This window comes from Streptomyces sp. NPDC000878 (genome assembly GCF_053599695.1).
Map to the genome: position 1 here is coordinate 63,442 of NZ_JBSFMT010000017.1, position 15,109 is coordinate 78,550.

At 72.1% G+C, this 15,109-nt stretch carries 9 protein-coding genes and 2 pseudogenes; 2 read left to right on the plus strand and 9 right to left on the minus strand.

All coding sequences use genetic code 11. The annotated features are described in order from the left end of the window. Positions 1–30: 30 nt before the first annotated feature. The 3 genes from ACWDR4_RS17770 to ACWDR4_RS17780 all read right to left on the minus strand — a co-directional run bounded on the left by ACWDR4_RS17770 (position 31) and on the right by ACWDR4_RS17780 (position 1,450). Positions 31–876, minus strand: a complete 846-nt coding sequence (locus tag ACWDR4_RS17770; protein WP_450409458.1) for a hypothetical protein — start codon at positions 874–876, stop codon at positions 31–33. Beyond that, positions 873–1,169 carry a hypothetical protein gene (locus tag ACWDR4_RS17775; RefSeq protein ID WP_450409460.1) on the minus strand — a complete coding sequence of 99 codons (297 nt, stop codon included), beginning with the start codon at positions 1,167–1,169 and terminating at the stop codon, positions 873–875. Before ACWDR4_RS17775 ends, ACWDR4_RS17770 begins: the two co-directional genes overlap by 4 nt. Positions 1,170–1,273: 104 nt before the next feature. Further along, positions 1,274–1,450, minus strand: coding sequence for a hydrophobic protein (locus ACWDR4_RS17780; RefSeq protein ID WP_450409462.1), 177 nt, complete (start codon positions 1,448–1,450; stop codon positions 1,274–1,276). Between the two features lie 1,380 nt (positions 1,451–2,830). Between ACWDR4_RS17780 and ACWDR4_RS17785 the strand changes: the two are divergent. Further along, a pseudogene (locus ACWDR4_RS17785) lies at positions 2,831–3,151 on the plus strand (restriction endonuclease); the annotation flags it as partial. A gap of 33 nt (positions 3,152–3,184) precedes the next feature. Here the strand turns inward: ACWDR4_RS17785 and ACWDR4_RS17790 are convergent. From ACWDR4_RS17790 to ACWDR4_RS17815, 6 genes are all read right to left on the minus strand, one after another. Then, entirely contained in the window at positions 3,185–6,268 is a 3,084-nt protein-coding gene (locus tag ACWDR4_RS17790; RefSeq protein WP_450409464.1) for an FG-GAP-like repeat-containing protein, read from the minus strand. Between the two features lie 140 nt (positions 6,269–6,408). Beyond that, positions 6,409–6,909: an SRPBCC family protein gene (locus ACWDR4_RS17795; RefSeq protein WP_450409466.1), complete on the minus strand. Its 501-nt coding sequence runs from the start codon at positions 6,907–6,909 to the stop codon at positions 6,409–6,411. 64 nt (positions 6,910–6,973) lie between these two features. Next, positions 6,974–8,731 (minus strand): SpoIIE family protein phosphatase, encoded by a 1,758-nt coding sequence (locus ACWDR4_RS17800; RefSeq protein WP_450409468.1) that lies wholly within the window; start codon positions 8,729–8,731, stop codon positions 6,974–6,976. Between the two features lie 144 nt (positions 8,732–8,875). Further along, positions 8,876–9,166, minus strand: a complete 291-nt coding sequence (locus ACWDR4_RS17805; RefSeq protein ID WP_450409470.1) for a hypothetical protein — start codon at positions 9,164–9,166, stop codon at positions 8,876–8,878. Positions 9,167–9,219: 53 nt separating this feature from the next. Next, positions 9,220–12,795, minus strand: coding sequence for a hypothetical protein (locus ACWDR4_RS17810; protein WP_450409472.1), 3,576 nt, complete (start codon positions 12,793–12,795; stop codon positions 9,220–9,222). Positions 12,796–13,090: 295 nt separating this feature from the next. After that, positions 13,091–14,086 (minus strand): SMP-30/gluconolactonase/LRE family protein, encoded by a 996-nt coding sequence (locus tag ACWDR4_RS17815; protein WP_450409474.1) that lies wholly within the window; start codon positions 14,084–14,086, stop codon positions 13,091–13,093. Between the two features lie 249 nt (positions 14,087–14,335). On the opposite strand from ACWDR4_RS17815, the pseudogene ACWDR4_RS17820 reads away from it, so the two are divergent. Then, positions 14,336–15,107 (plus strand): annotated as a pseudogene (locus ACWDR4_RS17820) (maleylpyruvate isomerase family mycothiol-dependent enzyme). The last annotated feature ends 2 nt before the right edge of the window (positions 15,108–15,109 follow it).

The following is a 15,109-nucleotide window of genomic DNA, read 5'->3' on the forward strand; positions in this document are numbered from 1 at the left end:
CCACCTGGGGGCGCACACTGACCGGTGAGCTCAACGTGGGGTGGCGTCGGAACTGTTCACGGCACCGTCGCCGGCGGTCGCGGACGACGTGGACGACGTGGACGGCGCCGCATCACTGGGACTGGCACTGGGATCGGTGCTGAAGCCGGTACCCGAGCTGGCCTCCGGTGTCGCGCTCGCGTCCGGCGCGGCAGAACTGTCCGTCTCTGGCGCCGTGTCACTGGGCACATCCGGGGCGGGGGTGGGTGTGGGACTGTCGGCGGGGGCGGGGGAGCCGGCTGTGCCACCGCCCACCGAGGTTCCGCTGCCCTGCTCGTTCCTGACCACGGCCGCCACCGGCTTGCCCGCGACCAGCTCCACCGCGGTCAGCGTGAGCATCGCCAGGGCGAACACCAGGCCCGTAGCCAGGGCGTACCTCTTCCAGCGGATGGACCTCCAGCGGATGGACCTCCAGCGGGAGCCACCCCGGTAGGTGGTGACCGACTCGCCTCCGGAGGACGGCGGCCTTGCGCCGCCGGCCGTGGCGTCCGCCGGTGAACCGAACGCCGCCCGTGCGTCCGCGCGGTGTTCCGCCCGCTCCTCGCCCGGCGTCCTCGGCACCCCCACGGACGGCACCCCCACGGACGGCACCCGGCTGCGGATACCCTCGCCCGTCCGTCGGAATGCATGCGAGAAGACCGCTGCGCCGGTGGTCGCGCTGGTACTGATCACGGCAGCGCCGATGATCGTCCCGGTCACCCCCAGCAGGGACGCCAGCACCGCGCCGACCACTGTTGCGAGCGCGCTCGCCACCACCTGCACAAGAGTCAGGTCGAGGACCTTGCGCTTGGGTGCCCGTTCCGCTTCTTCTTCTTTTCTTTCGTAGGGCAGGGTCACTGGGCGGCGGGCTCTGACATGCGCAGCAGTCGTTCGGCGATTTCCCGGTACTGCCTGAGCGCGAGCCGTAGTTCCTCGGTTCGCGCTTCCGTGTCGGGGCCCTGCCAGCCCGCGCGCAGGGCGCGCCGCCGTTCCTTGAGGATGGCGGTGAACTGGGTGGCGGCATCGCCGAGGACCCGGTCGGTCCTGCCCTGCCGCTGCAGTCGTCGGTTGCGGGTGGTCCGGCCGATGCCTTCGGTGACCAGGCCCCTGAGTGCCCGCGTCCTGTGCTTGATCGTCTGTCCGACGCTCATGGCCGGCCTCCTGCTTGTCCGTTGCGTGTCCGTCGAGTGGGCTCCCGCGTGTGATCGCCGTGCCGGCCGCCGTTCCCGCGGGCGGGACCGGGGCCCGGTGTGGACTACCTGCGGCTGTACCGGCGCCTGCCACCACCGCGTCCGCCACCGCTGCGCCCGCGCCGGGCGAAGCCGACGATCCAGACGACCAACAGGACGGCGGCGACCCACCAAAGGGTCTGCATGGTGAAGCCGAACCCGAAGACCACCAGGATCAGCAGAAGGAGAAGAATCCAGAACATCGCCGGGCCTCCAGATCGCGGGGATTTCCTGACTTCCGCGGGGTCCGGGCGAAGCGGGAAGGTGGAATGCGTCGCCCGAGTGATCCGGAGCGGCATAGCCCTACGCCGTGCCGCCAGTCAACGCCTGGCGACTGCTTGTGTCAACGCGGCGTCGACACGGGGTAGTTCTGGGAGCTGGTCAGGACCCATTGGGGTGAACAGCGCCTCGGTGGGATGCGTGCTGCCTCGCGGGCCGTGGACGGACGGTGCCCGCCGGGGGTACGTCGGTGCCTCGCCGGGATCGTCCGACGACGACGGCGAGTGCGGGAGCGGCCCGTCGGAGGCGGGGCGGGCTCCGGCACCGATGCGCGAGGTGCGCTCCCGAGGGATCGTGAGCGGTGATCGACGCTGCCGGGGCTTCGCGCCTCCAGCGCGCCCGGTACCGACGGCTGTGGCGGCCACGGTCGCGGCGGAAGCGGGTGGACGGCTCGCGCCGAGGCCGTGCCGGGAGATCACCGAACGGCTGCTGCACACGCGCGCGGTCGGGGCCCCACCGCACCGGCGTATCCCTCGGAAAGTGCGGGCGAACCAGCCGCAGTACGATGGAAGTGGGTCGGCTCACTCTCACGTGAGGCCGCCCGGAAGGGCGACTCCGGCGTTGTTCGCGCCGGAGTCGTTGTCTCCGCAGCACCGGCGGTTCCGGTCGGGCCGAGACCTTCCGAGGGGCGCGGTCCGTATCGACGGGTGTCCCACTCCCGAGGTGCTGGAACCGGTCCACGTGGAGATCGTTGTCCGGGGAATCATCCGCGTGACGGCCGAAGGGCCGGGCTGTCCGGCGCGTCCGACAGCGGGCCCGGAACACGCGGTCACGCGCGTTTCTCGGCCGACTTCGAGTATGCCCGCAGGTGGCGCTTCAGGCTCCCTTCCAGCACACGGCACGTCGACGGTCCGATCGTGTAGTCCGGTGGGCGGCGCGGGGCCGGACGTACGTGCTGCCGTGTGAATGGATCAGGGCGAACGTGGCCGAAAAGGGCACTGGCCCTCATCGGGCCGGTGAATCTGACCTAGTGTCAAAAATGCCCGCGCCGACGCCTGTTGTCCGGCCGGAGTGGCCGCGCAGGAGTGCCGAGGAGGCCACTGTGCCTTGGATCGATCCATACGTGGGGAACGACGGTACTCAAGTCCGGGGAGCGCGCCGCTGTGGCTGTGGCTGTGGCTGTGTCGCTGTCGGGGGGCGGTGATGAGCCGCCGCCCGCCGGCGTCGGGCTCTGCGTCGCCGCGGGGCAGTGGTTGCTGGGCGACAACTGGTGGCTGCTCGTCGTGCTCGCCGCCCTCGTGGGCGGGGCCGGCGTTCTCTGGCTCACACAGTGGGCGGTGAGCGCCCGCTGGGAGTGGGCGCACGTGCGGAGGCTGCGGTACAAGCTCCCTCAGCTCGACGGGCTTCACCACGAGGACTTCGAGTTCCCGGTACGGGACCTGATGCGCCGTGACGGCTGTGGGGACGCCGTACAGGTGGGCGGGGCCGGGGACAACGGCGCGGATGTGACGGCGACCGATCCGCTGGGCAGGCGCTGGGTGATCCAGTGCAAGCACCGTCAGGACGGGGCCTCGGGATCACCGGTGGGTACCCCGGATCTGCATGTGCTCAACGGCACCGGCAGGCAACTGCACGGCGGGGACGTGGTGGTTCTGGTGACGAACGGACGTTTCACCGCGGGATGCGCGCCGCTGATGAGGACCGGTAGAACCGAGCTGTCAGTACAGACCCTTGTACGCCTGCCAGCCCGTCGCGATCCTCGTGCGCGGCCCGAACGACCCCTTGCCGGTGCCGGAGTTGCGCCACACGTTGCCCGCCGTGTCGCGGGAGACGATGTCCGCCTTCGCGTCGCCGGTGAGGTCGCCGACGCCGATGACGGCGTTGTAGTTCGAGCCCCAGTCGGCGGCGATCTTCACCCGCGCCTTGAAGCCGCCGGTGCCGGTGCCGTCGTACCGCCACAGGGTGTTGGACTTGTCCTGGGCCAACAGGTCACCGCGGCCGTCGCCGTTGAAGTCGCCGACGCCCACGATCTTCTTGTAGCCGGACCAGCCGGTGGCGATGCGCACCCGCGCCGCCAGCCTGTTCCCGGTCGTCCCCTTGTAGAGGAACACCTCGCCCGTGGACGCCTTGCGCGCGATCAGGTCGGGGCGGCCGTCGCCGGTGATGTCGCCCGGGTAGGTCAACAGGTTGTACTGGTTCCAGCCCTTGCCGAACGACGTGTACGAGGTGCTGGGGGTGAACGTCCGCGCGTGCCCGGTCCGGTACGCCCGCAGTTCGCCGCTGGTGTAGCGGACGAGGATGTCGTTGTCGCGGTCGCCGTTGAGGTCGCCGAACGGGACCAGCGTCACCGTGGAGGGCCAGCCCGAGGCCGACATCGTCGTACCGAACGCGCCCTTGCCGTTGCCCGGGATGTAGCTGATGACACCGGACGGCTTGAGGCCGACGACGTCGCCGATGCCGTCAGGCTCCCAGGAGTTGTTGATGTAGTCGTGGCGGACGGGGGCCGCCGTGGAGATGTTCACCGTGCGCGACATCGTCAGCGCCGCTCCGGAGCCGTCGGCGGGCGGGGCCGTCAGCTTGAACGTGTACGCGCCGTTGGGGACCATCACGCCCGCGCTGTCGCGCACGTTCCAGCGGACCGTCGGTGCGCTGTCCGCCGCACCGCCGGTGTACGTACGGATCAGGGCGCCGGTGGACTTGCTGGTGATCGTGGCCTTCCAGGAGGCGGCGGGCCTGCTCAGCACTCCGCGCCACTGCCACCACGGGTTGGTCTCCCCGTCGCTTTCGTGCTTGTTGTCGGTCGCCTCGGACTCGACGAGGTCGAGCGGCTGGGGAGCGACCCCGCTGGGCACCAGATGGATCCGCCGGTCCGCGTCGACGTAGGCCGCCGGTCCGCCGAACTTGTCGACGGTCCAAGTCGCCCCGCGCAGGCTGGAGTTGCCCGCCGCGAGGTCACCGATCTTGCGGGTGGCCGCGCTGCCGTCGGCGAAGTCGGTGAGCAGGAGGGCCCCGGCCGAGGTGTCGTGGCGTACGAGATAGCCGTCGCCGAGCAGCGCCTCGCCGGACGGGACGGGGATGTTCTTCTTCGTCGTACGGTCCCAGACACCGGCGGCGGCGGTCGGGCCGCAGGACCAGTAGAGCCAACGGCTCACGGCCTGGAGTTCCTTGGGCGTGCAGGGGGCGCCGGTGTTCACGGTGTCGGTGGTCTTGTTGGTCCGCACGTCCCGCCCGGTGACGACACCCTTGGCGGTGCCCGGGGTCCACAGCTTGGCTCCCCAGACGGAGGCGGCGGTGACGGAGCGGGTGAGGACGGGCTGGAGGTTCGTGTAGACGCCGAGGTCGCCGACGTACTGCTTGGTGGGGGAGGTGCCGTTGACGATCGCGTAGCGGCCGGTGACGTCGAGGACGGTTCCGGCGGTCGAGGGGGTGTAGAAGGCGCCCGCTTCGTCGGCGTCGTCGATCGAACTGACGAGTGCCCCGGACCCGTTGGTGGTGTTGTCGGCGGTGAACGTCACCGCGCGACCGTCCCCGGTGGAGTACGGGCCAGTGCTTCCGAAGCCGCTCCAGCCCCGCCAGGTCGGCGCGCCGACCGAGTAGGACGTCCCAGTGGTGGTGATCCTGCGGGTGAAGAAGGCGCCCATGAAACTGCCGTCGGCCTCGTCCGTGGCCAGGTTGCCGTTCTGCAGCGACAGCCGGTCGATCTTCGCGGCCATCGGAGGGACGGCGGTCACCTCCGTCAGCGTCGGCGCGTCCGCCCCCGTGTCGGAGACCTTTCGTACCGCCCAGTGCCCGGAGTCGGCGCCGCCCGCGATCAGGAGACCGCCGTCCGGCGTCGGGGTGAGCGAGGTGTTCGCGTGCCGGAGCAGGGTGATCGGGTCGCCGCCCGCGAGGGGGACGGCCATGAGCCGCTCGCCGGACAGGTCGGCCGAGTTGCTCGGGTCCGACGGCACGGAACGGGCGACCACCAGCCAGCGGCCGGCGATGCCCAGATAAGGCGTGCCCTCGGTACCGGGCACCGTCACCGTCGTCTCCGTGGCGGACAGATCGGCGCGGTCCAGGACGTGGGCGGTGGTGCCGGAGGCGTACCAGACCAGCCGGTCGGCGCTCAGCGCGACGGCCGTCGGCGCGGCGGACACGGTCACGTCGCCGACGAGCTTCGCGGCGGCCAGGTCGACCAGCGCCAGGTGCTGCTTGCCGCCGAGCGCGTAGCTGACGACGGCGGTGTCGCTTTCGCCGCCCAGGGTGGTGAAGTTGGTGGTGATGCCGGTCGGCCAGCCGTCGATCGTCGTGCCCTCGGCGGGCGCGCCGTCGCCGTACAGCCACAACACCCGGTTGCCGTCGGTGTCCCGAGCCTGCGTCAGCACATGTCCGCCGTACGTGGCCCAGTACTGGCCGTGGGTGAGGGCGACGTCCGTGGCCGTACCGGCGGCCATGTCCCGCAGGACGACCTTCTCGGTCGGCGAGACGACGTCGGTCACGGTGTCGGACGACGAGCCGAGGTACGCGGCGAGGTCCAGCCGAAAGAGGGTGCCCAACTCGGTGGTCGTACCGGTGTCGTACGACGTCCAGAGGTAGCCCGACCGGCCCTCCTGGGCGTGGAGATAGCCGCTCGGACCGGCGGAGTACAGATGGTCCCCGCGCGGGACGTACCGGTCCGACTGGAAGACCGTGTCCGCGGCGACGGCTGCTGCGGCGGCGGTCTCCGCACCGGCCGGGACGGAGAGCGGGCCGGGACCTGCGGTCACGGCGAGAACGGCGAAGGTGGCTATGACGCCACGCGCGGCGGTACGACGACGGGCCAACTCGGGTCTCCTGGACAGCGGCTGGACGGAAAAGAGATGGTCCAGCCCCCCGGCTGTCCCCCCATGACAAGTGCACTACAAGAGCACAACAAGCGCCACGAGATTAACAGCGGCCCCACAATCACCAGGTCAGGTGCTGGTCAAACATTCACCTTGGCGGTTCCCTCCACGGTCCGGGCGAGGATGCCCAGCGTCGCCCGCAGCGCCGACTTCTGGAGGATCGGGAACACCCCGGCGGCCCGGTACCGCTCGTGGATGCGGCTCCAGTCGTAGTACGAGGTCACCTCGGTGCCGTTCGCGACGGGGCGGAGCCGGTAGCCGAAGTGGTGGTTGACGGAGGGCCGGAAGTCGGGGGACGTCGGGGTCCACTCGATGAGCGTGTCCTGCTCGAACCGGGTGATCTCCACGGTGACGTCGTACCGGCCCATCGGCAGGTCGCCCAGCGCCTCGCGGTCCATGTGCACGACGAACGAGTCCCCGGCCGCGCGCACCGCCTCGCCGTCGGCGGCCTGGAGCATGCCCGAACTGTCGATCGCCACATGCCCGTCGGGGTCGCAGAGGAGGCCGAATATCCGGGCCGGCGTCGCCGCTATCTCACGGGACACCTCGAACCGCTCCACCTGTTCCACGTGCTCTGCCACTTGCTCCACGTCCTCCGCCGCCATGACTCTCCCTCTCACCCGCGCCGACCGGCCGGAAGTCTAACTACCGGCCCCGGCTGTACCGGGCGGCGACCAGGGCGATGTCGTCCTCCGGGTCGTCGGGGGCGACCCGGTCGAGGACGAGGTCGAGGAGGTCCTCGGGGGCCGGGCAGCCACGGATGCGGGTGAGGCGGCGCAGGGAGGCGTCGATGTCCTCGTGGCGGCGTTCGATCAGGCCGTCGGTGTAGAGGAGGAGGGTGTGGCCCGGTTCGCAGGGGGCCGTGAAGGAGACGTACCGGCTGTGGCCGGTGCCCAGAGGCGGGCCGGGCGGGACGGGGACGAGGGTGGCCCGGCCGTCGGGGCGGAAGACGACGGGCGGTAGGTGTCCGGCGCTGGCGTAGGTGCAGATGCCCCGGCCGGGGTCGGCGATGGCGATCACGCAGGTCGCGGGACGGTCGGCGGCGGTGGTGTGCAGCAGGTGGTCCAGTTCGAGCAGGATGCGGTCGGGGCCGGGTTCGCGGGCGGCGACCACGCGCAGCATGGCCTGGTAGCGGCTCATCGCGACGGCGGCCTCCAGACCGTGGCCCATCACGTCGCCCAGGGCGAGCAGGGTGCGTCCGTCGTCGAGGGCGACCGTCTCGTACCAGTCCCCGCCGACCAGGACACCCCGCCCGGCGGGCCGGTAGCGGTAGGCGACGTCGACGTCCGGGTGCGGCCGGCCCGGCTCGGCCAGCAGGGCGCGCTGGAGCTGGACGACGGCGTTGTGCTCGGTGGTGTAGCGGCGGGCGTTGTCGAGGCTGATGGCGGCCCGGCCGGCCAGGTCCTGGGCGATCACGGCGTCGGTCTCGCCGAACAGGGGCGAGTCGCCCGCCCGGACCATGGTGACGGTGCCCACCTGCTGGCCGCGCGCGGTCAGCGGCACGATCAGGGCGGAGTGGATACCGGCGGCCAGATAGGCGCCGACGTTCCCGGTGTGGGGCGCCGAGCGGCTCATCTCCCGCTCGTCCATCAGGTTGTCGATCACCGGACGTCCGGTCTCCAGACAGCGGACCAGGGACGAGCCGGGCCGGTGGTCGACGTACTCGCCGGGCCGGCCCAGTGGCCGCATCACCGTCTCCAGCTCGGGCACCGCCGCCAGCGCCGCCCGGCGCAGCCGCAGCGAGCCGTCGCGGGGCGCCCTGCTGGTGCCGTGCTCGGGGAGGACCTTCACGGTGGCGGCGTCGGCGAGCTTCGCCACCAGGAACTCGGCCAGCTCCTGGCAGGTGGTGTCCATGTCCAGGGTGGTGCCGACCCGGGTGGCGGCCTCGTCGAGCAGCGCGAGGCGCTCACGGGCCCGCTCCAGCTCCCGCTGCTCCTGCCGGGCGGCCGAGATCTCCAGCACGATGCCGACGATCCCCAGGGTCCGGCCGTTCTCCCGCAGCCGGTGGTAGGCGCCGTGCCAGTAGCGGCGTTCCAGCGGGGAGTCGGCCTGGGTGTGCCCGCTGGAGATCGTCTCGCGCGGGATGCCGTCCGCGATCACGGCCCGCAGCACGTCCTCGCGGGCCTCGACCCCCGGGACGACCTCGGCGACGGTACGCCCGATGTGCTCTGCGGCCGGTACGCCGTTCATGCCGGCCAGGGCGGCGTTGACGTACCGGAAGCGCAGCCGGGTGTCGAGGACGGCGATGGCGGCGGGTGTCCCGTCGAGGAGCTGCCCCAGCAGCTCACGCACCTGGGCCGGCCAGGTGTCCGGGAAGCCCGGACCGCCCTCCGGCGGCCCCACGGCCTCGCCCTCGCTCCCACGCTCGCCCGCGCCCTCGTCGCCGGCCCACTGACGGCCCACCACAGCATCCGACCACGGCCGGCGGACGAGCGCACGCGGGGATGGGGACACGGCGGACGGAATCAGTGCTGCGAAAGGCCCCCGGGACGACCACTGGAAAGGAAGTGATCGTCCCGGGGGCCTTCATCGTGCCGCCGTCGGCGGTCAGCGCCACTCGGTCGGGATGTGGGTCACCTGGTCCAGGAGGTCCCATTCCTTCGGGCGGAGACTCGGTGAGCTCCACGGGGCGCCCTGGCCCAGCCAGTAACCGCGGTAGTTGCGGATTCCCATGACGTCGACATCGCCCACGCTGGGCTCGTTGCCGCAGCACGGGCAGATGGCGCCCTCGTTGGGCCAGCCCTGTTCCCAGAAGGGCTCCTCACCGTCGTCGTATCCGCAGATACGGCAGACGGTCTCCCACTCGGGGCCCGGCGGACTCCCAGGTTCGGACGGCATGCGGTACGGCTCCTTGCGTCGAGGGGGTGTCGAGGGGGTTCAGCCCGAGGGTGTCAGCGTTCCGTGCCCTGGGCCCGGATGTAGGACTCGAGGTCGGGGAAGTTCGGGGGGAATCCCCGGGGGTTGGAGGGACTCTGCGGTGCCGGCCGGTTCATCGACATGGGCAGGTTGTCCGGGTTGTACACCGCGAGAGTGTTGTCGTTCTTGTTGTAGATCACATAGCCACCGTTCGGCCGGTCGAAGATGCGGTAACCGGCCGGCGGAGGTGTCTTGTTCATGGCGCGCATGGCGTGCGCCTTCTCGACGTACTGCCGTGCCGAACTCAGCTCGGGGAACTCCGCCTTGTGGTCGTTCCAGTGCTTCGCGGCGTTCCGCGCGGGCGTCTTCACATGGGGAGCGTTCGCGGCACCCTTGGGGATCGCCCAGATGTGCGGCAGCTGGCCGGCCGCCCGCTGCGACTTGGCGAACGCCTCGAACGCCTTCAGCCCGTTCTTGCTCCACTTGCCGCCCGTCGCGCCCCACCCGACGATCGGGATGGCGGAGGCGCAGGACAGGCTGGAGTTGAGGGCGTCGCCCTCGGCTCCGTACCAGCCGCAGTTGAGCAGGTCGAAGGCCTCACCGAAGCCCGGGACCAGACCGGCCGCGTCCAGGACGAGATGGCCGCCGCCCTTGACGTAGCCCCACCAGTCGGTGTCCTCCTCGGCCGCCATGTCCGCGAAGGCGTCCTCCAGTTCCTGGAGTGTGGCCACGTCCTCGCGGTACTCCGCGTCCTTGCGCGCGGCCTCGGCCTCCTCCCAGACCTTGATCGCCGTGATGAGGAGCGCCTCGTCGGAGGCCTTCTGCGCCTCCTCCATGCTCTTGCCCGCGGCCAGCTCCGAGGCACGGGCCTCGTTCGCGGCCTGCCAGGCGGCGCCCGCGGAACCCTGCGCCGCTGTGGCGGACGCGTCCGCCTGCGCCGCGGAGTTGGTCGCCCGGCGGGCCGCCGCGTGGGCGTCGGCCTCCGCCGCGCGGGCCTTCCGGGCGGAGGCCGCGGCCTCGGCTGCGGACTTCTCGGCGGCTGTCGCCGAGACGCGGGCCTCCTCGGCGAACGTGTCGGCCTTCTTGGAGGAGTCCAGCGCCTCCTGCGCGTACCTCGCGGCGTCCTCCGCCGCCTTACGGGCCGTCGCGGCGACCTGCTGGGCCAGGGCGGCGTTCTGCTGGGCCGTCGCCGCGACCCGGGCCGCGCCGGCGATCAGTCCCTGGACCCGGGACACATGGGTGGCGGTGAGCAGATCCTGGCGGAGCGCCGTGAACTGCCCGGCCTCGATGAAGGCGTGCAGCACCTCGGGCGGCCCGGCCAGGGCGGCCGTCGCGGCGGCCGAGACCTCGGCGGTGCCGGTCGACACCAGCTGGGTCGCGCGGACCCGCTCGTCCTCGGTGCGCTTCGTGTAGTAGCCGGTGGTGAGGAACTCGCGCATCCGGGGGACCGACCCCGAGTCGAGGACCTCCTGCACGGCGGCCTTCACCCCGCCCCCGGACTCGTTCAGCAGCCTGGTCAGCTCGACGCGGTAGTCGTTCGCGGCGGCCGTGTGCTGTCCGGTGGCCAGGAAGGAGCGGACCGTCGTGGCGTTGCCGTCGAGCGCGGTCTCCGCGGCCGTCCGTACGGCGGCCGAGTCGGCCTCGGAGGCCAGCTGGTCGACCCGCCCGATCTCGTCCTGCTCGGCGGCGCGTTCCAGGCCGGTCCGCAGATAGTCGACGACCTGCTGGTCCGTGCCGGCCAGCGCGACCTCGGCGGCCGTGACGCTCCACGGGCCGCGCGTCGCGGCGATGTGCAGCGCGGCCTCCCGGCCCTCGTCGGCGACCACGGCGACGTCGACGTCCGGCGCGTCGGCCCGTGCGACCAGCGCCGCGGCCTCCTCGTCCTTCCGCTTCGCCTCCGCGACGGCCGCACTCATGCGCGCGGCGCGTTCGTCGGTCAGCCGCTTGAGGTACTCGGCGCGGGCCACCGACTCGGCGGTGCGGGCCGCGAGTTCCTCCCGCTCGACCTCGCGCGCGAGGGCGAAGGTCGTACGGGCCTTGTCGACCGCGGTGGTCGCGACGTTCGCGGCCTCCGTGGCGGCGTTCGCGTGCTTGGTCGCCTCGGCGGCTGCCGTGGCCGCGTCGTGCGCGGCGTCCGCGGCGGCGTCGGCCGCCGCCGCGGCCTTCTCAGCGTGCTCGGCCGCCGAGTTCGCGGCGTCACGCGCCTCGTAGGCGGCGGCTGCCGACTTCCGCGCGAGGGCCTCGGCGGCGTTCGCGAAGCGCGTCGCGTCGGCGGCGTGCCGACGGGCGTCGGCCGCGGCCTCCCGGGCCCGCTGGGCCTGGGCGCCGGACACACCGGCCTGGCCGCTCGCCTGCTCGGCCGCCGTCGCGGCGGCATCGGCGTTGGCACCGGCACTGATGGCGGCCTTCGCAGCGTTGCCCGCCTCGGTGGCGGCCGTACCCGCGAACTGGGCGGCCTGGGCCGCCTTCTTGGCGCCCTTCGCCGCGTCCCGGGCCTGGACGGCGGCCTTGCGCGCGGCCTCGGCCTTCGTCGCGTCGGTCGCCGCGTCGGCGGCGGCGCTACGGGCACGGGAGGCGGCCTGGGCTGCCGCGGCGGCGGCCGAGGCGGCCTGGGCGGCGGCGTTGGCCGCGATCCGGGCCGAGGTGTTGGCGGCCCGCGCCGAGGCGATGGCCTGCTCGGCGGCGCGTGCCGCACCCCGGGCGGCGTCGGCGGCGCGTCCGGCCGCGTTGGACGCCTTGCTCGCGTCGTTCCCGGCGGCCGTGGCCTCCTGCGCCGCCTTCTGCGCGGCGGCCTTGGCGAGCTTCGTCGCCGCGATCGCGCGGTCCGACGCCTCCTTGGCGGCCGTCGTCTCGATCGACGCCTGCCGGCCCGCCTCGGTGGCCTGCGCGGCCAGCTCGGCGATGGTCGCCTGCTCCTGGTCACGGGCGCGCGCGATGTACTGACCGACGGTCAGGAACTCTCGTACGTCGTCCATCGTGCCGTCGAGCGCGGCGGCGGCGGCCTCCTTCGTGACGGTGCCGCCGGTGCTCAGGATCTGGACGACCAGGAAACGGTCGTCGCTGTCCTGGGCGGTGTACTGGCCGGTGGTGAGGAAGGCGCGGACGTCCTCGGCGCTGCCGCCCAGCGCCGCGTTGCCCTTCGACTTGACCTCACGGCCGCCGACCGCGATCAGCTGCGACACCTGGACCCGCTGGTCCTCCTCCAGCGGTGCCTTCCAGCCGTCCTTGAGGAAGGCGGTCAGCTGCTCCTGCGTCCCGTCGATCGCCGTCTCGGCCGCCGCGCGCACCGCGCGCCCGCCCCCGGCGAAGATCTGCACCGTCTGGACGCGGTCGTCACTGAGCTGCGCGATCACCTGCTCCTGGCCGAGGAACTCGGCGACGTCCGCGTCGGTGCCCGTGAGGGCGGCCTCGGCGGCGGCCTTCACGCCCGGGCCGCCGTTCTTCCACAGGGCGAGAACCTGGCCGCGCTCGGTGGCCGGGATGTGTTCGAGGCCGGTCGGCTCCGGCTCGTTGGGGTCGTCGACGGCGGTAGCGGGTGCGGCGGAAAGAAGCCCCGCCAACAGGGCCGGCAGCAGGGTGAGGCTCAGGGTCCGCGTGACCCGTATCGCCATTCCCCGCCGCGGAATTCTCTGTTGCTTTCTTCGTTGCGTCACTCGCGTGAGCTTACGCTTTCCGCATCCTATGCAAACACTTTGCTTCCGACCAGCACTTTATAGGCGCATTCTGCTTTACCTATTCTTTACTTGTCCACGTACAACCATCCTGGAACGTGACCCAGGTCATGCTGCGACGGAGCCGGATAATTGGGGTTTATGGTCGCGTTCGAGAAATTCTCCGACAGGCGGACAAGGGGGCCCATTTCATGCCGGGAGTGGGGGTGAACGTCGAATTCCGGTTGGGATCGTCCTATCGCAGTGCGCGAATGGTGAACGTGTCGTCGAGCGTGCCCGCGAACAGGTCGGCGAGGCGTCCCTCGATCACGTACGTGCCGTGCGCGGTGGCCACGGCGGTGGTCGGGTTGGGGTCGGGCCAGGGGGCGGAGCGGGCAACCGTGCGCGCCGACGCCCAGCCGTCCTCGGAGCGCAGGATCGCGACGCCGGGAGTGGCGGCGGAGGCCAGCCGGTTGACGACGACCGCGAGGGTGCCGTCCGGCCGGAGCGCCAGCCCGTCACCGCCCACCACGGGCTCGTCCAGCCGTACTTCGGAGATCCGGCCGGGCGCGTGCACCGGTACGCGCAGCAACGAGCCCGTGTCGTAGCGCACCACCAGCAGGAAGCCGCCGGGGTGCCACACGACACCGTTCGGCCCCACGCCGTCGCGGCCCAGCAGATCCGGACGGCTCAGCAGCAGCGTCGCCCGCCCGGCGGCCGGGTCGACCCGGAGGATCTCGCCGCTGACGATGTCGGTGACGTAGGCATTGCCCGAGGCGTCGAGGGCGAAGTCGTTCGCGCCGTGGACACCGACGGTGCTCCCGGGTACGGCGGACAGGTCGACCCGGTGGAGCACCGCACCGGTGGCCAGGTCGAAGACGCCGAGCCCGGACTGCCGGTACATCGTCGCCGCGCTCGACCTGGCGCCCACTCCGGGGTCCTGATAGGTGGCGAGGACCCGGCCGCGCGCGGGGTCGACGTGCACGGCGAGCGTGGACACCATCACGCCGTCGTCGACGAGCGTCCGCACCGTGCCGTCCCGCCGTACGACCGAAACCGTGCCGTGCCTGACCGACCCGACCAGGAACGCCCCTCGGCCGGAGTCCCAGGTGACTCCCTCGGGATGAAGCGCGGGGGCGACCCCGTGCACGACCGACGGACGGGCGGAGGCACTGGCCGGGGCCGCTGCCACGCCCAGCGCACCGAGGCCGGTCGCCAGCAGGGCGGTACGGCGGGAGAAGACGATGGTCACGGCGACGGACTCCCCAGCTGCTCGTGTGATCGCGTACGGACAAGTATGCAGAGGGGTCGCCCGCCTGTCCGACCTCCCGGACAAATGACCGAAGGTCTGTACCCACTGAGGACCTCGGACCCACTGAGGACTGCGGACTCGCTGAGGATCTGGGACTCGCTGACCGCCCGTGCCGCACGCCCGCCCGCTCGCCACGTCACCTACGAAAGTCACTGCCGGGTTGCCGGATCATGGTGATAGACAGCCGGAGTGGAAAAGACTCTGGACTTCCCCGATCTGCTGCGGCTGATCGACGAACGGTCGACCGCCTTCCGTACCGCGATAGCCTCCGCGCCCAGCCTGGACGTGTAGGTGCCGACCTGCCCCGAGTGGACGCTGCTCGATCCGGTGCATCACCTGGGCGAGGGGCGCCACTCCTGGGCGGCCACCGTCGCCGCAGGGCCCGCCGCGACGGCCAAGTCCGCGGCGGAGGACGCCCCGGCCGCGCCTCAGGAGCGCGAGGCCCTGCTGGCCTGGCTGGCCGAGTCGACGCGGGAACTGGTGGACGCCCTGCGGGAGGCCGGCCCGGATCGCGGTTGCTGGACGTGGTGGGGCGCGTCGCAGTCGCCGCGGACCTGCGGTGCCGTCGCCCGGCACCAGCTCCAGCAGTTCGCGGTGCACACCTACGACGCCCAGGTCACCGTGGGTTCGCCGCAGCCGCTGCCGGCCGAGGTGGCACTCGACGGTGTCGAGGAGTTCCTGTCCACCTGCGTCGCCACGACGAGCGCCTGGCCGCACAAGCCCACGGCCTTCGACTTCCACGCGACCGAGGGCCGCTCCTGGCGCCTCACGCTCGACGGCACCGGCGCACGCGTCACCCGTCTCCCTGCCGTCGCCCCGGACGCGCCCGGCGTCTCCGTCCGCGGCACGGGCCGGTGAGCTGGTCCTCTTCGTGTACGACCGCATCCCGGGGGACACCTTGCGGGTCGACGGAGACGCGGCCCTGTTCGACCGGCTCCGCGAGTGGGAGCCGGAGGAGTAGGC